The organism is Aureisphaera galaxeae (assembly GCF_028561275.1).
GTDB classification, from domain to species: Bacteria; Bacteroidota; Bacteroidia; order Flavobacteriales; family Flavobacteriaceae; genus Aureisphaera; species Aureisphaera galaxeae.
The window spans coordinates 87997-108233 of sequence record NZ_JAQQTF010000010.1; the positions used below are offsets into that span (position 1 = coordinate 87997).

Genomic DNA, 20237 nt, shown 5'->3' on the forward strand with positions numbered 1-20237 from the left:
CTATTTACTTAAGTTTTCTTCAATTCCTTCCAAAGAACCTTCAAACAACACTAAGCTGTTTGCATTCATAATTTTGTAAGTGCTTAATTCTGAGTTAGTTACAACTTCAGTGCCTTTCAAATTACGAGACGACAAATATACATTATTATTCGACTCTCCCAACACAAACAAAGACTTTTTGTTTTCCAGTCCTAAATTCTTCAATACAGCAGTGAACTCTTTTGTCTTTGGACCATCCAATGTAAAGTCCTCAAGAACAACGATCGACTTGTCATTAGCCTTCATACTCAAGGCAGATTTACGAGCCAAACGCTTTACGTTTTTGTTCAATTTGAAAGAGTAGTTTCTTGGTCTTGGACCGAACATTCTCCCTCCTCCTTTAAACACTCCAGACTTGATACTTCCCGCACGGGCCGTACCGGTTCCTTTTTGCTTCTTGATCTTACGGGTACTTCCCGTAATCTCTCCACGCTCTTTAGATTTGTGGGTTCCTTGACGTTGATTGGCCAAGTACTGCTTTACATCGAGGTATACAGCATGATTATTAGGCTCAATCCCGAACACGTCCTTAGAAAGGTCTGCCTTTCTACCCGTGTCTTTTCCGTTTTTATCTAATACAGCTACCTTCATTATTTCTGAATCGTTACATAAGCGTTCTTGTGACCAGGAACACATCCTTTCACAACAAGTAGGTTCTTTTCAGGAACTACTTTCAACACTCTAAGGTTTTGTACTTTCACTTTTTCGTTCCCCATTTGTCCAGCCATACGCATCCCTTTGAATACTCGTGCAGGATACGATGCCGCACCAATGGAACCAGGTGCTCTTAAACGGTTGTGCTGACCGTGAGTCGCTTGACCCACCCCGGCAAATCCGTGACGTTTTACCACCCCTTGGAAACCTTTACCCTTGCTAGTTCCTGCAACATCCACGAACTCGCCTTCTGCAAAGTGCTCTACAGTGATGGTATCACCTAGTTTATACTCCTCTTCGAATCCTTGGAATTCAACAACTTTGCGTTTTGCAACGGTTCCCGCTTTTTTGGCGTGCCCTTCGGCAGCTTTATTAGCAGTCTTCTTGTCATCGAAACCAAGCTGAAGAGCTTCATACCCGTCAACCTCTTTGGTTCTGACTTGGGTAACAACACAGGGCCCTGCTTCAATCACGGTACACGGAATGTTCTTTCCGTTCTCGTCAAAGATGCTGGTCATCCCTATCTTTCTTCCTATTAACCCAGACATATTTAATTATTTATAGTTTACTAATTATTTACTTTTTTTCACCTGCACACCGTTTCGGTGAACAGAGGGGAAACAAACCTTCAAAAAAATGGGGTCAAAATAAATTCGACCCCGAATGTTATTTTGTTTCCGTCTTTCCCTCGCCCGCAGCTCAGGACATGTCTTCCGAATTACTTCGGCCTTATACTTATACCTTGATCTCTACTTCTACACCACTTGGAAGCTCCAATTTCATAAGAGCGTCGATGGTTTTTGAAGAAGAGCTGTAGATATCCAACAAGCGCTTATAAGAACTTAATTGGAACTGCTCTCTACTCTTCTTGTTTACGTGCGGCGAACGCAACACGGTAAAGATCTTTTTGTGTGTTGGCAATGGAATTGGACCCGTTACCACAGCACCGGTACTTTTTACGGTCTTTACGATTTTCTCAGCAGATTTGTCCACTAAATTATGATCGTAAGATTTTAATTTGATTCTAATTTTTTGACTCATTGCTGATAATTTAAACGTTAGCGGTTCCTCTCGCTGCAGCGATTACTTCTTCCGAAATATTGGAAGGAGTCTCTGCATAGTGTGAAAATTCCATAGTAGAAGTTGCACGACCTGAAGACAACGTTCTTAATGTGGTTACATAACCGAACATTTCAGAAAGTGGCACCTCTGCCTTAACAACTTTAGATCCTGCACGGTCGCTCATGTCATTTACCTGACCACGACGACGGTTCAAGTCACCTACGATATCACCCATGTTCTCTTCTGGAGTCAATACCTCCAACTTCATGATAGGCTCCATGATCACAGCTCCAGCCGACTTTGCTACGTTCTTGAAACCAAGCTTAGCAGCCAATTCGAAAGAAAGCTGATCGGAATCTACAGGGTGGAAAGAACCATCCTTAAGTGTAACCTTCATACTATCTACTTCGAATCCAGCCAAAGGACCGTTTTTCATCGCTGCCTTAAATCCTTTTTCAACAGAAGGGATAAATTCCTTAGGAATGTTACCACCTTTAATATTGTTAATGAATTCAAGACCTACTTTTCCTTCTTCGGCAGGCCCTAGCGTAAATACGATATCCGCAAATTTACCACGACCCCCTGTTTGTTTCTTATATACTTCTCTGTGATCTGCATCACGAGTAATAGCTTCTTTGTACTCTACCTGAGGCTTACCTTGGTTAACCTCTACTTTAAACTCACGCTTCAAACGATCCACGATAATATCTAAGTGAAGCTCTCCCATACCAGAAATAACGGTTTGTCCAGAAGCTTCGTCGGTACGCACTTGGAACGTTGGATCTTCTTCAGCCAATTTAGCCAAAGCCATTCCCAACTTATCCACATCGGCCTTTGTCTTAGGCTCCACTGCAATACCAATTACCGGATCTGGGAAATCCATAGATTCCAACACGATAGGAGCTTTCTCTGCAGAAAGGGTATCTCCTGTCTTAATATCTTTAAATCCTACAGCTGCTCCAATATCTCCTGCTTCAATAAAATCAATTGCATTTTGCTTGTTGGAGTGCATCTGATAGATACGTGAAATACGTTCTTTCTTACCAGAACGGTTGTTCAACACATAAGAACCTGCGTCCAAACGACCAGAATACGTACGGAAGAATGCCAAACGACCTACGAAAGGATCGGTAGCAATCTTAAATGCCAAAGCAGCGAATGGATCGTCTACACTTGGCTTACGGCTTATCTCTTCTTCGGTATCTGGATCCGTACCTACAATTGCATCCCTATCTACAGGAGAAGGCAGGTAACGACACACAGCGTCCAAAAGGAACTGAACTCCTTTATTCTTAAATGCAGATCCACAGATCATAGGAATAATGGACATATCCATTACAGCGGCACGCAAAGCAGCGTGAATTTCTTCTTCTGTAATAGAGTCTTCGTCCTCCATGAATTTTTCAAGAAGATCCTCGTCATAAGCAGCTACCTCTTCGATCAATTTACCTCTCAACTCAGCAGCTTCTGCTTGTAGTTCTTCAGGAATATCGATTACATCGAATGTAGCCCCTTGGGTTTCATCGTGCCAAACAATTGCACGGTTCTTAACAAGATCAACAATACCTTTGAAATCCGCTTCATCACCAATGTTCATTACAATTGGCACTGCATTAGATCCCAACATATCTTTTACCTGCTGACACACACCCATAAAGTTAGATCCCTGACGGTCCATTTTGTTCACGAACCCAATACGAGGAACTTTATAGTTATCTGCCAATCTCCAGTTAGTCTCAGACTGAGGCTCTACACCGTCTACCGCACTAAACAAGAATACCAACCCGTCCAATACACGTAAAGAACGGTTTACTTCTACTGTAAAGTCTACGTGACCAGGAGTATCGATAATGTTAAAGTGATATCCTTTGGTTTCATCGGTTGGCTGACCATTTTCTATAGGGAAGTTCCAGGTACAAGTCGTAGCAGCAGAAGTAATAGTAATACCTCTTTCCTGCTCTTGCTCCATCCAGTCCATAGTGGCAGCACCATCGTGAACCTCTCCAATCTTATGGCTTACCCCTGTATAGTAAAGGATACGCTCTGTAGTGGTAGTCTTACCGGCATCGATATGCGCGGCAATCCCAATATTTCTAGTAAGTTTTAAATTTCTTGCCATTTTTATATTAGAATCTAAAGTGTGAGAATGCTTTGTTTGCTTCAGCCATCTTGTGCGTATCAACACGTTTTTTAACTGCAGCACCTTCTTCTTTAGCAGCTGCTAAAATCTCAGCAGCCAATTTTTGCGCCATCGACTTCTCGTTACGCTTTCTAGCATAACCAATTAACCACTTCATAGCGGTTGAAATCTTACGGTCTGGGCGTATTTGCATAGGGATTTGGAAAGTAGCCCCTCCTACTCTTCGGCTACGTACTTCTACGTGAGGCATAACATTGGAAAGTGCGTCCTTCCATAGTTCCAAAGCCGTTTTTTCTTCGTCTTGTTTTTTCTCGTCTACGATATCGATTGCATCGTAGAAAATTTTGAAAGCCACCGACTTCTTACCATCCCACATTAAGTTGTTCACAAAACGCGTTACCAACTGGTCATTAAATCTTGGATCTGGTAAAAGCGGTCTTTTCTTGGCTGCTCTTTTTCTCATTTCTTCGTTTTAAAGCTGTTTAAAATTACTTCTTAGGGCGTTTTGCACCGTATTTAGATCTACGTTGTGTTCTACCTTCAACACCAGCGGTGTCCAAAGCTCCACGAACGATATGATATCTAACTCCCGGCAAATCCTTTACCCTTCCACCTCTAACCAATACTATCGAGTGCTCTTGAAGATTGTGTCCTTCACCGCCGATGTATGCGTTTACCTCTTTTCCATTGGTCAAACGAACACGCGCTACTTTACGCATCGCAGAGTTCGGTTTCTTAGGAGTAGTGGTATATACACGTGTACACACACCGCGACGTTGCGGGCACGAATCCAAAGCAGCCGATTTACTCTTCTTGGTTATTTTGGCTCTTCCTTTTCGTACTAATTGTGAAATAGTTGGCATATAAAATCCTTATTATACTTAATTAAATGACATAATTTCCCCTATAAAAGGGCGTGCAAAGGTAGAAATAAAATTGAATTATTCCAATATGCCCAAAATTATTTTTGATTGAGTAACAATTATTTAAAATTGAAATATGAAAAGCGCACCAATAGCGTTAGTTTTACAGACCCTAAAGGAGGTATTTTGAAGCGTGTCTTATATCTTATTTTATACCTTAATATATATATACAAATTTCTGAAGTTGCTCATGCTCAGAATTTAACCCTAGAAATTAAGGCCGAAAAAGCATTTACGGAAGGATTGCTGGATTCCCTCGAAACCAAAACAAACCACCCCGATTACAAATCGCTCTCATCCGAATTGGACTCCCTCCTTCCCAAACTTCAGAAACGGGGTTTTCTAGAAAGTCGGCTCATTGCCTTAGAACGAAAGAACGATTCCTTGTTTGGCGCAGACCTCTATTTGGGCAATCGCTGGAGCCGCATCAAAATCCATTACAATCCCGAACAGCTTGACAGTGATTTGCTAAAGATCATTTCAAACGAAGTAGAAGAAAACCACTTCACCATTCTCATTGCAAATGCCGAAACGGTGCTTTCCTATCTGAACAAACAGCTGAGCCAGGACGGAAATCCCTTTGCACGCGTTGCCTTGTCCAATATTCAGAAGAAAGACCAGAAAACATTAGAAGCCCAACTGAATATTCAACTAGGGCCACAGCGCACCTTAGACAAGATCGTCATAAAGGGATATGAGAAATTCCCCCAATCCTTTTTGAAGTATTACGCCGGAATCAGAACCGGAAAGACCTTGGACCGAGATAAAGTCACCCGGCAAAACGAATTGCTGAACAATTTGGGATTCGTCTCAACAATTAAGCCTCCCGAAGCACTTTTCAGAAAAGATTCAACCACCATATACTTCTACTTGGAAAAAAGAAACAATAACCTGTTCGATGGGATCCTAGGATTTGCCACCAACCCCGAAACACAAAAAATAGAATTCAACGGATTCCTTAACCTCGAACTGAACAACAATCTCAACTTTGGAGAACAACTGCTCTTAAACTATAAAGCAGACGGTAGGGAACAACAAAACTTCAAGGCCAAGGCAGTACTACCCTACCTTTTTAAATCACCCTTTGGTGTGAGCGGAGAACTAACCATTTTTAAAAGGGACAGTACCTTTTCTACGACAGATCAACAGGCACGACTCCATTATCAAGCCGGTCCCAACCTATCCTTATCGGCCGGATATCGAACCTATGAATCCAGCAACCTTCTGGACGAAGTCATCGCAGGATCGGCAGTAGAAGACTACAACTCCAGATATGCGCTTTTGGGTGTAGCCTACAGAAGACCCCAGATACAAGGTTTTTTTCCCGTAAAAACACGTATCGAGCTCAATGGAGAAATAGGAAATCGTGAAAACGATGCCGGCAAACAAGATCAGTTTAGAATCACCGGAAGGTTAAGTCATATCTTTAGTCTTAATTTAAGAAACTCGATATACTTAAATAGCGAAAGCAGCGTCCTTTCCAGTGACGATTATCTCACCAACGAACTGTTCCGATTTGGGGGTATAAACAGCATACGGGGTTTTAGCGAAAACAGCATAGACGCTTCTCTATTCACGGTGCTCAATACAGAGTACCGATACCTCTTCAACGCCACTACCTACGTACATAGTATTGTCGATGTGGCTTATTTCGAAAACAACGTATTAGACCTAAAAGAGGAGTTATTTAGTTTCGGATTGGGTCTTGGACTCAACACGGAAGCTGGCGTATTTAGATTCAATATTGCCAACGGAATTTCACAGGATCAGGAGTTCAAATTTTCGAATACAAAAATCCATATTAGCCTCTCATCCCGCTTCTAGTAAAGGTTTATCGTCCCTTACTTTTCCATTTTTCCATATTTATAAAACGCGATAGCGGTTTCTTTTTCCTTTAACATTTTCTTAAAACTTTTGTATGGAATTAAAAATGCAAAACTATGGAGAAAAGAAAATGGAGGATGGCAATTGTGCTGCTTCTTATGGTGGCACAATGGTCATTTTCACAAGAAAAGGAAATCACCGGAACGGTGGTCGACGATCAAGGGTTACCCCTTCTCGGAGCGAATATTCTAGTGAAGGAAACCTCGCAAGGAACCCAAACAGATTTCAATGGAGCCTATTCCCTTACAGTGAATGTAGGGAGCACCTTAGTTTTTAGCTATGTGGGGTTTCAAAATCAGGAAATTGTAGTAAGTGACACAAACACTATTAATGTGGAATTGCTTCCCGACAATCTATTGGAGCCAGTTCTACTATTAACATATTCAAAGAGAAAACAGATTACCCAAAGTTCTGCCATTGTTTCCATAGGGGCCAGCGAAATTACGGAGCTGAGCCCAACCACAAGTATCGATAACCTATTGCAAGGTAAGGCAGCAGGGGTGCAAGTAACTTCGGCCAACGGTAAACCAGGGCAAGGAGCTTTTGTTAGGATTCGAGGGATCGGCTCCTTAACTGCAAGCGCCTCCTCCCCTTTATACGTTGTGGATGGTGCTATTATTAGGGAACAGGAATTGGGAAATATACCCAATGAAGATATTGAAAACATTACCATCTTAAAGGATGCCGCAACAACTGCCCGTTACGGCTCCCGAGGCTCTAGTGGTGTTGTTCTCATTACCACTAAATCGGGGCAACGGAATAAGGACGGTGTTATTCGTTTCAGTTCCCGCTACGGAGTGACCTCCAGGATCAATCCGAATTTCGATGTGATGGATGCTGAACAGAAAATGCAGTTCGAATCCGAATTGTTTGCCCTTGGTGTTACTGCTGCCGGGAACCTCCCGGGGGTAACGACCTTGCCCGGGAGCTCAGAACGGCAATTCTTGTTGGACAATGAGACCGACTGGCAAGATCTTATCCTAAAAGAGGGTATCATACAGAATAACAGTGTGTCCTTTTCTGGAGGGTCGGAAAAGATGGATTACTTCTTCTCTGTTGGGCATGACCGAAATACGGGCATTATAGATCAGTTGGACGGTTTTGAAAGAATCAACAGTAGGGTAAATCTAAACTTCGATCCAAAGGAATGGCTTTCACTAGGCGTCAATGTGGGATATTCTAGATCTACCAGCGATGAACCCCGTGATCGCAACAATGTACAAAACCCCTTTAGGGCTATGTATGATTACAACCCCTATGAAACAGAATTTGAATTGGATGAAAACGGGGAAATCATCTTGGACGAAAATGGCGATCCCGAATACACCCCAACGCACACCACATTTAATGTGAGAGGGGCATTGCTTACAGAACCTGCAGTAGACATTGAGAATAATTTGTTGACCAGCGTTAATTCGGAAGTTCGATTCACAGACTTTTTAAGCTACTCCTTTACAACCGCCATAAGCAGCTTGAATCGACGAGCAGAACGGTTTTCCAAACCCGGTGGAATCTTGGACGAAATAATTGGCGATCCGGATAATCCCGGAAATAAATTGGACACCGGCACATATCGGTTCGACATGACCATTAGCAATCGACTGAATTACAATCTTGAAACCGAAAACCATCACTTGGATGTGCTTGGCCTTTTCGAATACAACTACAACGAAAACAATGGATATCGCGTTCGAAGCATAGGATTCCCCTCTGCCGAACTTTCCACCCAGTCCAATGCGGCGCAGGTTACCCAAGGCTCTACCACTCGGGACAAACTAACCCTAGTGTCCTACGGAATGTTTGCCGACTACGATTTCAAAGAAAAGTACTTGGCATCGGCCTCCGTTCGATATGACGGTTCTTCCAACTTTGGAGCCGATAACAGATTTGGTCTTTTTTACAGTGGAAGTTTAGGTTGGAATGTAGCCAAAGAAGATTTCTTCAAGGTTGGCTTTGTGGACGACCTGAAACTACGCGGATCCTACGGAACAACAGGAAACAGGGACGGAATTACGAGGTACGCGGCACAGGACAATGTGCAGTTTGGCTCCTATCCTGGAGGCTCTGCCACCATTCCTTCCAATATTGGAAATCCGGAATTGAAATGGGAAACGACTACTACCACCAATGTAGGGATGGAGTTCAATCTATTCAACAATAGGATTCGAGGGGTAACGGATTACTTTGTTCGTAAAACTGAAGACCTTCTATTCGCTATCCCCAAGTCCAGCGAATCCGGCGTAGGCACGGTAACTGGAAACTTAGGTACGATTGAAAACAAAGGACTGGAGATTTCCCTGCAGGCAGATGTATTCAGAAACCCAGACTTCAAGTGGACCTTGGGAGGCAACATTGTATTCTTGGATACAGAAATCCTAGAATTACCCGAAGGTGAGGATGTGACTCCGGCCAACGCTTTCAATATACTTTTCCGGGAGGGGGCAAAAGTGAACGAGCACTATTTGGTTCGTTATGCAGGCGTTGACCCAAGCAATGGAGCACCCCTCTACTTCGGGGCCGATGGAAATACCTATAGAGCCGATGACCTTCCCGAAGATGAAAACAACAATCGAGTACTTCAGGGCAAATCGACCATTGCAGATAAGGAAGGAGGATTCTTCTCTAACATTCGCTACAAAGGTTTTGGATTGAGAACTGATTTTGTTTTCAAAGCAGGTAACTGGATCAACAATTTTGTACGGTCCAACCTAACCTCCGATGGGTTCAATATCGAGGACAATCAGGCACTTGACGCCTTCAATTACTGGAGACAACCCGGAGACACAAATGTACACCCGAGCCCCTTGTTCCAAAACGAGGCCAACTCGGTGAACTCCGATCGTTTTTTGGAAAAAGGAGATTATATCCGTATGCGAAATATCACATTGTCTTATACCGCCGGGGAAAAGATTTTGGAAAAAATCCCTGTGAGTTCCTTGCGGCTTTACGTACAGGGACAAAACCTTCTGACCTTCACCAAATTCTTTGGGGATCCTGAAGTGGGAATCGCCTCGGGCGAAACAATCAACTTTGCCAATACGGTGGCACCGGGCGAAGCTACCTTATACAGTTATCCAAACACAAAATCCATTCAAGTAGGATTGGATGTGAGTTTCTAAAATTATAGTTATGAAAAGATTTAAAATAAATATATCCGTCATTTTGACCATGGCAATGCTCTTCACTTCATGCGAAGCCGACTTAGAGCAATTGCCCTTTGATGAGTTTGCGACCGAAAATGCCTTTACCACGGCACAGGATTTTGAAAATGCTATACGAGGTGCGTATTCCGCACTTACCCGAGGTGGTTTTTATGGTAGCAGTGATCAAGGTTCCATGCTAAGCGCACCCGATGTTCTAGCAGACAATGTAACGCTGGCTCAAGCGGGACGCTTCACCAAGCGTAATTTGCACGATTACCTTTACAATCCTAATAGCACTTTGCTTACGCTCTATAATGATGTGTACACAACGGTTTTCCGAACCAATCAGATTCTGTTTTTTGCTGAAAGTTTTGAAGGGGAAAGTCGAGACAACATTATTGCCGAAGCGAAGGCATTAAGAGCACTGGCACATTTCAATCTGGTAACATTATTTGGCAAGATCCCAACGCAATCTGGTGATGCTGGAAGCTCACTAGGAGTAGCCTATGTAATGCAGGCCGATCCCAACATAGAACCAGAACGATTGAGTGTTGCCGAAACGTACCGTCTTATCGTAGATGACTTGGAAGATGCCAAATCGAAAATAAACGACACAAATCCTGCGGGTAGGATGGGCAAGGATGCTGTACGCATCTTATTATCCCGGGCGTACCTATATATGGGACAATGGCAAAATGCGGTAAACACAGCCAATGAAGTATCGGCTCCTTTAGCTTCTAGGGAAGACGTAGTAGGTGTCTGGGAAGACTCCAGTCGTTCGGGGCTGGTATTCTACATTCCCAATGTAGACCCTATTTTGGGGAATAGCATTGGAATAGCTTGGAGTCAAGGGAGCATGAACAGTCTAATTCCTGAGTATGTGGCTTCCTTCGAACTTTACAATCTTTATGCAGATGATGATATTAGAAAAGAGGCCTACACTTTTGAAGGGGCTAGCAGTGGTACCCAGTACAATGGTATTAAAAAACTGTTCGGGCGGGCAGGTCAATCCAATGGGGAGGTAGACTACAAAATCCTTCGTGCCGCCGAAGCCGAATTGAACAAAGCAGAGGCCTATTTTAATATTGGAAACGAGTCGGCCGCGAGGCAGGCATTGGACCAAGTGAGGAGCCGAAGATATACCAATCCACCCAGTGGAGAAACTGGAACTGCACTGAGGGATGCCATTCGATTAGAGCGAAGACTGGAATTTGCTTTCGAATACCAGCGCTTCTTCGATCTTAAAAGATGGGGACTGGCTGTGAACCGAGGCAATACCGGCGACCAAGCCGATGGTTCTGGAACACCCTCGAATATTCTCAACCTACCTGCTAACAGCAACCGATTCCAACTGCCTATTGCACAAGAATCCCTAGATGCAAATCCTAACTTAAGACAAAACCCAGGTTACTAAATCGAATAACAATGAAAAAAGCACATATCATCTTATTATCACTCTTCGTTGCCATTACTATTTCTTGCAACGAAACATACGACGACTTTGACGGCAACCGGAATACCACAGCTGGATTTACCCTAGGGGCTACTTTGGAAATACCTGTTTCGGCCGACAATCCTTTAATCGATTTTCCCATCTCATTTTTTGTGAGCGATGTAGCTCCCATGGACAGGGAGCTTCGGATTATTGTTGTGACCGAAGAAACGGAGGTAGCACCCGAGAATTATTCATTTGATTCTTCGGTGATCATTCCGGCCAATGAAAGAAGGGGGAGTTTGTTGTTTTCGGCTATGAATGTATCTCTTACCGAAGAGTTTGCAGCTTTGGTCTTGGCATTCGAAGAAAGCAGTGAGGTCACCTCTGGGAAAAAGGCCAATATCGCATTGCGATCGAACGATTAATTATACCTTAATATATATATACATGTTTTCACATATCATTTAATCCCAAGTATAGATACCCGATGAAGTCCCTAACGATGCGTTAACATTCCCATAAAAAAAACTAAACTTTAAGTATAAAAAGTTGTGTAATTAACTTTTTATTGTGATTTTTGGCATTGGCTAATTCAAATAAATTATAAAATGAGAACAAAGTTTAGTGGAATTTTAACGCTATTACTGGCGTTTGTAGTGCAACTTACGTTCGCACAAGAAAAGACGGTCTCAGGTACGGTGACAGATGAAACCAATCTGCCATTACCTGGGGTTAATGTTATTGTAAAAGGCACATCTAATGGTACTCAGACCGATTTTGATGGAAACTACTCCATCAATGTGGCTGCAGGACAAACATTAGTGTACAGTTACCTAAGTTACAAGACCGAAGAGAAAGCTGTGACGGCTGCTACGTCCAACATCTCTTTCGCAATGCAGCCGGATGCCTCGATCTTAAACGAGGTGGTAGTAACTGGGTTTGCCGTTAAAAAAGAGAAAAAAGCTCTTGGGTACTCGGTATCATCCATCCAGCAAGAGTCCATTAAGGAAAGTCCACAGACTGACCTTACTCGTGTATTGACCGGTAAAGCTGCTGGTGTTAATATCACGACTCAAAATGGTTTGTCTGGATCTGCCAACAAGGTAATTATTCGAGGTACCAATTCCTTCTCTGGTGACAACAACGCACTTTACGTAATTGACGGGGTGCCGATTAGTAATGACACCAACGAGGCCGGAAACTTTGTTGACGGTAATATGGGATCTAGCCGTTCTTTCGATATTGACCCTAACAACATTGAGCGTGTGGACATTCTTAAAGGTTTGGCTGCAACTACGCTATATGGATCTGAGGGTCGTAATGGGGTAATCCTTATTACAACTAAAACAGGAAGTTCTAGAGCTCAGAACACTAAGCAAGAAATCGAGATTTCTTCTTCTGTGTTCGTAAATGAGGTTTCTATTCTTCCAGACTACCAAGATCGTTTTGGTGGTGGATTCGACCAAGCTTTTGGATGGTTCTACAGTAACTGGGGGCCAGGATTCTACCGTGACGGTTTAGGTGGATGGGCAAATGACCCAGCGTTCGACGAGAACGGAACACTTCCTCACCCTTATGCTACTTCTAACTGGCTTGCTACTAACGATCCAGGATACCAAGAGTTATTCCAGGACGCAAACGGAGAGCCTTTCAGATATGATTGGAAGCCAAGAAACAGTGTTGAGGAGTTCTTCCGTAAAGGTCTTGCTCTTAACCTTTCTGTTAGCGCAAGAGGAAGAAGTGAAGATGGAAAATATGGATACGGAGTTGTTTTCTCTCACCTAGATGAAGATGGATTTACTCCAGGAAACAACGTTAAGCGTAACAACTTGACCATCTCTGGAGACGCTAAACTTAACAACAAAGTAAATATTAGAGGGTCTATGACTTACACCAAGACAGACCTTAAAACTCCTCCAGTAGCTACTAGTTTTGGTAGTAGTGTTGGTGGATCTGGTTCTTCTATCTTTGGTGACCTCTTCTATACTCCAAGAAGTATCGACTTCTTCGAGCTACCTTTCGAACTTCCTAGTGGTGGAAGTATCTACTACCGAGATGACAACGCGATTCAGCACCCACTTTGGACTGCTAAGCACGCTCGTTTCTCTCAGTTAGTTAACCGTATTAACGGATTCGCCGCTATCGATTATGATATTTCAGACAACTTCAACCTTTTCTACCAAGCGAGTGTTGATACATACTCAGAAGATTCTGTAAACAGACAGAACCGTGGTGGTGTAACAGGTGATATTAATGTGGATAGAGGATTCTACGAAACCGTAAATACTTCTAACACTATCTACGATCACAGGATTGTGTTCTCTGGAAACAACTTTAGCTTCTTCAACGAGAAGGTGAACATGAACTTCTCTTTGGGGGCAACTTCTAAGAGTACAGACTTTAACCGTTTAGGACTACGTAGTTTCAATCAGCAGGTATTTAACTTCTTCGACCACTCTGGTTTCGTAGAAAGAGTACAGATTGAGAACCACGTAAGAAGAAACATCGTTGGGGTATTTGGACAGATATTGTTAGACTATGATAACTACTTCTTCTTGAACCTTTCTGGAAGAAATGACTGGGTATCTAACTCTAACGACAACTCATTGTTCTACCCATCTGTAAGTGCATCTTTCGTACCTACAAGTGCTTTCAAAGGAATTACATCTGACAACGGTCTTAACTACTTGAAGTTGAGAGCTGGTTACGGAACTTCCGCAAACTTTGTTACTGGATATCCAACTGTAACCCTTGTAAACCTTAACACGCAAGCATTCCAAGATAGTGACGGAAATGACGTTACAACAAACACTACCGATAGTAGTATCGGTAACCCAGATATTAAGCCCGAGCTTTTCGAAGAGATCGAATTTGGAGCGGAAGGTAAATTATTCAACCGTTTAAGTTTTGACGTTTCTTACTTTACAAGAGAGACTACAGACTTGATCGTTGAGGACCAGCCTATTCCTGCTTCTACGGGTGCACGTTTCACCGATAACAACATTGGTAAGATTGAATCTAATGGTATCGAGGCTGACTTAGGTCTTAACATCTTTAAGTCTGATACAGGTGGATTCGACTGGAAAGTAAATGTAAACTACACCACTTTCGAAAGTGAAGTAGTAGACTTAGGACAAGACACTGATCAGGTAGTATATGCTGGTTTCACCAACTTAGGAAACTTTGCTACCGTAGGAGATCCTCTTGGAGCGATCTACGGATCTAGAGTAGCTAGAAACGAAAATGGACAGCCGTTGATTGATGCCGCTGGTAACTACGTTGCTGAAAACGTAACTTCAGACGGATTGGTTCCAAAGATTGGTGATGCTAACCCAGATTTCGTAATGAACTACATTAGCACCATGTCTTGGAAAGGACTTACGTTAAACGTTGCTGTAAACCACGTTTCTGGAGGTGATATCTTTACAACTTACGTATCTACCCTATTGGGTCGTGGTCTTACCACAGATACCGAAGATCGTTTAGGTACTTACATCCTTCAAGGGGTTAACCAAGATACTGGACAGCCTAACAACATCCAGATCAACAACTCTGACTTCTACTTTACCAATGGATTCGCAAGTGCGGCTAGTGACCTATCCGTTTACGATGCTTCTGTAATTCGTTTACAAGAGGTTTCTTTAGGATACTCTCTACCAAGCAAATTACTTGAGAAGACTCCATTCGGAAGCTTTAGAGTTAAAGTAAGTGGTTTCAACCTTTGGTATGATGCCTACAACACTCCTGATGGAATTAACTTCGATCCTAACACTACTGGTCTTGGTGCTGGTAACGGAGCAGGATTCGAGTTCTTAACTGGTCCAAGTAGCAAGAGATATGGATTTAGTATTAATGCTACTTTCTAATTTTAAAAAAAGAATAAGACATGAAAAAATTAAATAAAATATCAGCAATTGTTTTTCTACTTCTTGGACTTGCTTTTACCTCTTGCGAAACCACAGATTTAGATTTACTTGAAGATCCGAATGAGATCACGACGGATAACGCGAGTTTAGATCGTTTCTTAACGCGTATCCAAATAGACTTTGCAAGCTTCATACGCCAACAAGGTCGTAACGGAGCACAATTAACTAGAATGGAGTACATGTTCGGTAGAACTTATGTAAACAACTACCAACCTGTTGCTTTGGATGGTGAGTGGACATTGGCATACCAAAACATGTTTTCCGATATGGCAGCTGCCGAGCCTATTGCAGTAGCTAACGAGAATTTCCTACACTTAGGAGTTATGAGAATCCTAAAAGGATATACACTAATCACTTTGGTTGATAACTTCGGTGATGTACCTTTTAGTCAAGCTACAAATCCTACCGAGTTCCCAGCTCCTGTTGCGGATCCTGGACAGGATGTATACACTGGAGCTATTGCTCTAATCGACGAAGGAATCGATTTCTTGAATCAAGGAGGAACTCCTCTTGAAAATGATTTCTACTATGGAAATAATGCTGACCAGTGGAGAAAGCTAGGAAACTCTGTTAAGATGCAAGCTTACCTTGCTAACGGAAACACAGCAGCTTTCAATGCAATTGCAAATAGCCCAGGAATGTATATTTCTTCTTCTGCTGACGATTTCGAGTGGCAGTATGGAACTAACGAGGCTAACCCAGATACAAGACACCCAGGATATAACGCAGATTACAACACTTCTGGTGCTGGGCGTTATAGAGCTAACTGGATTATGCATACTATGTTAGAGCTTGGAGACCCAAGAATGAGATATTACTTCTACCGTCAGAATGACTGTACTCCAGGTGCTTCTTGTGATCCTGATGGAAACCAAGTAACACTAAACTGTTCTGTGGCTCCTAGACCTGTACACTTCCCTAACGACATGATCTATTGTAGTGTTGAGGATGGATACTGGGGTCGTGACCACGGGGACAACAACGGTATTCCACCTGATTCTTTCTTAAGAACTGCTGGAGGAGTTTATCCTTATGGAGGACGATTTGATGATGACACCTTTGGTTCTGCAACTGTAGGATCTGGTGGTGGAGGTGCAGGAATTGTACCAATCATGTTGGCTTCCTACACTGACTTGATGGTAGCTGAAGCTGCTCTTGCTGCTGGAAACAATGGAGCCGCTCAAACTGCCCTTCAAGGTGCTTTAACTAAGTCTATTGCCAAGGTGCAAGGATTTGGTAACCTTGACTCCGATGCAGATGATAGCTTCGAGCCAACAAGTGCAGAAGTAAATGCTTATATCAATACCGTTACTGGTGACTTCGCAAGTGCCAATAACGTTGGTAAGTGGGAAATCTTGGGTAACCAGAATTTTATCACTCACTACGGAAACGGTTTGAACCCATACAACTTCTATAGAAGAACAGGTTATCCTAACGATGGATTACAGTTTGTTATCGATCCTAGCCCAGGAGGTTTTGTACGTTCTTTCTTTTACCCAGCTAACGAAGCTAACGTAAATGCGAACATTACTCAAAAACCAAACGTGGGTGTACAGGTATTCTGGGACAACAACCCTCCATCACCTGGATTCCCTCCTGCTAACTAATATTTAAAAAGACACGTATTATGAAAAACATTTTCAAATTTTTAATGATAGCGATGGTCGTTCTAGCAGGAGCTTCTTGCGAGGATTCAGATTTGATCATCGACGAAGTACTAGACTCTGTTGATACCGAATCTGGTGCAGTTGTAAGAACTGTTGGTGACCTACCAGACTTGGTAACACTTAGCAATCCTGACAACAACTTTATCGAAATGACACTTGAAGTACAACAAGGTAATGGAAGCTTTGTACCAGACTTCAATGAGATTAGAGTATTTGTTCAAATGTGGGAAGATCAAGACCTAACCACTCCTACGAGTGACGGTAATGGTAATCCTCTTTCAGAGCAATTCATCACTTCCTTTGCTGAAAGTGAGTTTAGTATAGATGCCAATGCGTTGCCAAGAGGTACATTTACCATCCCTACGCAAACCATCTTAGATGCTTTTCCTGCGGATGCTAACATTACAGTTCCTACTTTCTTAGCTATAAGATTGGAATTGGAAATGGCCGACGGAACAGTGTTCACTAACACAAGTGTTGGAGGACAGGTATCTGGTGGTATTTACTTTAACGCTCCTTTCTTCTACAGAGTTATCTTTATCAACTCTTAAGGAAGTTAAGAATCATAAATCGAAAAGGGCAAAGTTTTAAAACTTTGCCCTTTTTTTTGTTCATATACCCTTGATACTGTGAGAAAATGGACAAATATTCAACATTTAGCGGCTTTTTTAACAAAAAAAGCAATACATGAAAATTGGTTTTACCAAAAAATTTGTACATTTGAGATCATATTAAACTTTAAATTTATCTATTATGAGAAAAAATTATTTATTGCTTTTACTTATAGCATGCTTTTCATTTAGTGCAAATGCTCAGATCGACGCTTTCTTTGACGATCTTGAGGGTGAAACTGATGGAGCTGGTGTATGTAGCACCCCAGGACCAAACGAGTGGTGGATTGACTGGTTCTCTGACTGTTCTACAGAGGGAACAGCAAGTAGCGCACAAGCGTTCAGTGGAAGTTTATCTTTCTATGTTCGTCCATCCGATCCAGGAGCAGGAGACGTTATCGATCCTGTACTAGACTTGGGTAACAAAATCTTTGGAACTTGGTACCTAAGCTTTTGGTACTATGTACCTAGTAACATGGAAGCCTATTTCAACATCCAAGGTGTGACTCCAATTGCTGGAGGAGAGTGGGTTGTAGGAAACATTCCTTTCAACGGAGACTTGCTTACACCTGGTGAAGGACAAATTGACAACTCTGCTTTAGGAGCTGTTACTTTCACCTTCCCACACGACCAGTGGTTTAGAATCTACATGGGATGGGATATCTCTGGTGGAATCTCTACTGCTACTTGGTTCATGTATGTTGACGGTAACGAAGTAATTCCTCCAGGAACTGCTTTCACTGATTCAGGAGGAACTGTTCCAACTGGATTGGGAGGACTTAACTTCTTCTCTGTAGGACCAAACAACGAGTACTGGATCGATGATGTAACTTACTCTGAGACTCCACTTTCTGTTGATACTTTTGAAGCTTTGAATATTTCTGTATACCCGAACCCAGTTCAGGACAGATTGAACGTTCAAGCTCAAGAAGCTATCTCTAACGTTGCTATCTACAACGTATTGGGTCAGCAAGTATACTCTGCTTCTAACATTGATGCATTGTCTACTTCTATCGACATGTCTCAAATGACAAGCGGAGCTTACATCGTACAAGTAGAAGTAAACAACCAAGTTGCTACTACTAGAATTGTAAAGTAATCTCTTACTCTATAATATTAAGAAGGGCTGTCATACGACGGCCCTTTTTTTATTCCATATAATCTTATATTCGCACAAAATATACTTTCATGAGTAAGGAACACATCATCTTTGGTATTTATCCCGTTCTAGAAGCGGTGAAGTCTAATGTAACGATCGACAAATTATTTGTTCAGAAAGGAATTAAAAACACGACCATAGATGAGATTGTTACTACACTAGAAGAAAGCAATACCTCCATTAGCTTTGTGCCCGGAGAAAAACTGGACAAGCTTACCCGGTCCAACCACCAGGGCATTGCAGCATTCTCATCCCCTATCGCTTTTCAATCTATAGAAGATGTTGTAGAGAAAGCTCTTTCCAATGAAAGCAAAGCTCCCTTGTTTCTAATACTGGATCAGATTAGTGACGTCCGTAACTTTGGTGCTATCATCCGTACGGCTGAATGTACTCACGTAGATGCCATTATCATTCAAAAGAAAGGTGGGGCCCCTGTAAGTGGAGATACCGTAAAAACTTCGGCTGGCGCCATTTTCAAGACCCCCTTATGCAAAGTAGACCATATTAAGGACGCTATTTTTTATCTACAAGGTTCTGGAATAAAAGTGGTCGCTGCCACCGAAAAAACGGAACAGTCCATTTACGATTGCGATCTAACCATACCCACGGCCCTTGTTATGGGATCTGAAGGTAAAGGAATATCCAAATCGGTATTGGGCCTTGTAGACGAACGAGCTTCCCTCCCATTGTTAGGCGAAATCAATTCTTTGAATGTTTCGGTGGCTTGTGGAGCCTTTCTGTATGAAACAGTACGTCAAAGAAGGAATGTATAGCCCTATTCTTCTTCCTTATTGGCTTCCTTATAAAAATACTTTATTCTAATGATCCGTTTTGGCCGGGCCTTTGCTTCGGCTTCCTCCTTCATTAGCTCTAATCGATTTTCTATGAAGTTCCCATCCTCATCAAAGTGTTGCAAAAAGACATCGTCCTCTTCATTGTAGTCTTCTTTCTCCCATTCGTATTTCTTATTCTCCACGGGATGGTGTCCTTTAAAAAACAATGCCAAAGCTATTCCTACCAAAAATCCGGAAAGGTGGCCCTCCCATGAAATTTTTGGATCCACAGGGAATAAATACCAAACCATACTTCCGTACAAAAAGACCACGATTAATGACAGGGCGATCAATGGAAGACGTCTAGAGGCAATCCCCTTAAAAAACAAGAAAGCCGCCAACATATACACGATACCACTTGCCCCAATATGCAGTGCGGGTCTCGCAATGATCCATGTAAGCAAACCTGTTGCAACAAAACCTACGAGCAAAACCTTCCAACGAATACCCCGATAGAAATAGAATAACCCCATGCTCAAAACAAAGAGGGGAATGGAATTATTGAATATATGGGAAAGCCCACTATGTATGAAAGGAGCGAAAAGCACCCCTCTTAATCCTTTAAGTGTTTGTGGATATACGCCCCACCGATTAAAACTAACATCAAAACGCACCTCTATCCAATACACCATCCAAATTGAAAAAATGAAGAGTAAGGGATACAGTACTACATCCGTCGAAAATCTGAGGGCTGTCTTTTCTTTCATTGATTTATGCTTGTCAAAAAACAATCCAAGTTCTAATTTATGATAAATTGTCAG

16 protein-coding genes are annotated in these 20237 nt (G+C 42.3%); 9 read left to right on the forward strand and 7 right to left on the reverse strand.

The genetic code is table 11. The annotated features are described in order from the left end of the window. The 6 genes from rplD to rpsL form a co-directional block, all read right to left on the reverse strand. Positions 1 to 630, reverse strand: coding sequence for a 50S ribosomal protein L4 (gene rplD / locus POV27_RS16080; protein WP_272863816.1), 630 nt, complete (start codon positions 628 to 630; stop codon positions 1 to 3). Further along, entirely contained in the window at positions 630 to 1241 is a 612-nt protein-coding gene (gene rplC / locus POV27_RS16085; RefSeq protein ID WP_272863817.1) for a 50S ribosomal protein L3, read from the reverse strand. Before rplC ends, rplD begins: the two co-directional genes overlap by 1 nt. A gap of 187 nt (positions 1242 to 1428) precedes the next feature. Continuing rightward, positions 1429 to 1734, reverse strand: coding sequence for a 30S ribosomal protein S10 (rpsJ, locus tag POV27_RS16090; protein WP_010181931.1), 306 nt, complete (start codon positions 1732 to 1734; stop codon positions 1429 to 1431). A gap of 10 nt (positions 1735 to 1744) precedes the next feature. Then, entirely contained in the window at positions 1745 to 3874 is a 2130-nt protein-coding gene (fusA, locus tag POV27_RS16095; RefSeq protein WP_272863818.1) for an elongation factor G, read from the reverse strand. A 7-nt stretch (positions 3875 to 3881) separates the two neighbouring features. After that, positions 3882 to 4358, reverse strand: coding sequence for a 30S ribosomal protein S7 (gene rpsG, locus POV27_RS16100; protein ID WP_272863819.1), 477 nt, complete (start codon positions 4356 to 4358; stop codon positions 3882 to 3884). Positions 4359 to 4383: 25 nt separating this feature from the next. Next, complete coding sequence (gene rpsL, locus POV27_RS16105) at positions 4384 to 4758, reverse strand: 30S ribosomal protein S12 (RefSeq protein ID WP_024770883.1); 375 nt, start codon at positions 4756 to 4758, stop codon at positions 4384 to 4386. A 108-nt stretch (positions 4759 to 4866) separates the two neighbouring features. Between rpsL and POV27_RS16110 the strand changes: the two genes are divergently transcribed. The 9 genes from POV27_RS16110 to rlmB all read left to right on the forward strand — a co-directional run bounded on the left by POV27_RS16110 (position 4867) and on the right by rlmB (position 19416). Continuing rightward, positions 4867 to 6642 (forward strand): POTRA domain-containing protein, encoded by a 1776-nt coding sequence (locus tag POV27_RS16110; RefSeq protein WP_272863820.1) that lies wholly within the window; start codon positions 4867 to 4869, stop codon positions 6640 to 6642. A gap of 116 nt (positions 6643 to 6758) precedes the next feature. Further along, on the forward strand, positions 6759 to 9821 hold the full coding sequence (locus POV27_RS16115) for a SusC/RagA family TonB-linked outer membrane protein (protein ID WP_272863821.1): 3063 nt from the start codon (positions 6759 to 6761) through the stop codon (positions 9819 to 9821). A 10-nt stretch (positions 9822 to 9831) separates the two neighbouring features. After that, on the forward strand, positions 9832 to 11259 hold the full coding sequence (locus POV27_RS16120; RefSeq protein WP_272863822.1) for a RagB/SusD family nutrient uptake outer membrane protein: 1428 nt from the start codon (positions 9832 to 9834) through the stop codon (positions 11257 to 11259). An 11-nt stretch (positions 11260 to 11270) separates the two neighbouring features. Continuing rightward, positions 11271 to 11705, forward strand: coding sequence for a hypothetical protein (locus tag POV27_RS16125; RefSeq protein ID WP_272863823.1), 435 nt, complete (start codon positions 11271 to 11273; stop codon positions 11703 to 11705). A gap of 183 nt (positions 11706 to 11888) precedes the next feature. After that, on the forward strand, positions 11889 to 15146 hold the full coding sequence (locus POV27_RS16130) for a SusC/RagA family TonB-linked outer membrane protein (protein WP_272863824.1): 3258 nt from the start codon (positions 11889 to 11891) through the stop codon (positions 15144 to 15146). Positions 15147 to 15166: 20 nt separating this feature from the next. Beyond that, the gene (locus POV27_RS16135) at positions 15167 to 16813 is read left to right on the forward strand and encodes a SusD/RagB family nutrient-binding outer membrane lipoprotein (protein WP_272863825.1); all 1647 of its coding nucleotides are present in this window, start codon (positions 15167 to 15169) and stop codon (positions 16811 to 16813) included. A gap of 20 nt (positions 16814 to 16833) precedes the next feature. Beyond that, on the forward strand, positions 16834 to 17424 hold the full coding sequence (locus POV27_RS16140; protein ID WP_272863826.1) for a hypothetical protein: 591 nt from the start codon (positions 16834 to 16836) through the stop codon (positions 17422 to 17424). A gap of 202 nt (positions 17425 to 17626) precedes the next feature. Further along, a complete protein-coding gene (locus tag POV27_RS16145; protein ID WP_272863827.1) occupies positions 17627 to 18583 on the forward strand; it encodes a T9SS type A sorting domain-containing protein in 957 nt (318 codons plus the stop codon). An 89-nt stretch (positions 18584 to 18672) separates the two neighbouring features. Further along, positions 18673 to 19416: a 23S rRNA (guanosine(2251)-2'-O)-methyltransferase RlmB gene (gene rlmB / locus POV27_RS16150; protein ID WP_272863828.1), complete on the forward strand. Its 744-nt coding sequence runs from the start codon at positions 18673 to 18675 to the stop codon at positions 19414 to 19416. Positions 19417 to 19418: 2 nt separating this feature from the next. On the opposite strand, the gene POV27_RS16155 is transcribed toward rlmB, so the two are convergent. Then, the gene (locus POV27_RS16155) at positions 19419 to 20183 is read right to left on the reverse strand and encodes a rhomboid family intramembrane serine protease (RefSeq protein ID WP_272863829.1); all 765 of its coding nucleotides are present in this window, start codon (positions 20181 to 20183) and stop codon (positions 19419 to 19421) included. Positions 20184 to 20237: the final 54 nt, after the last annotated feature.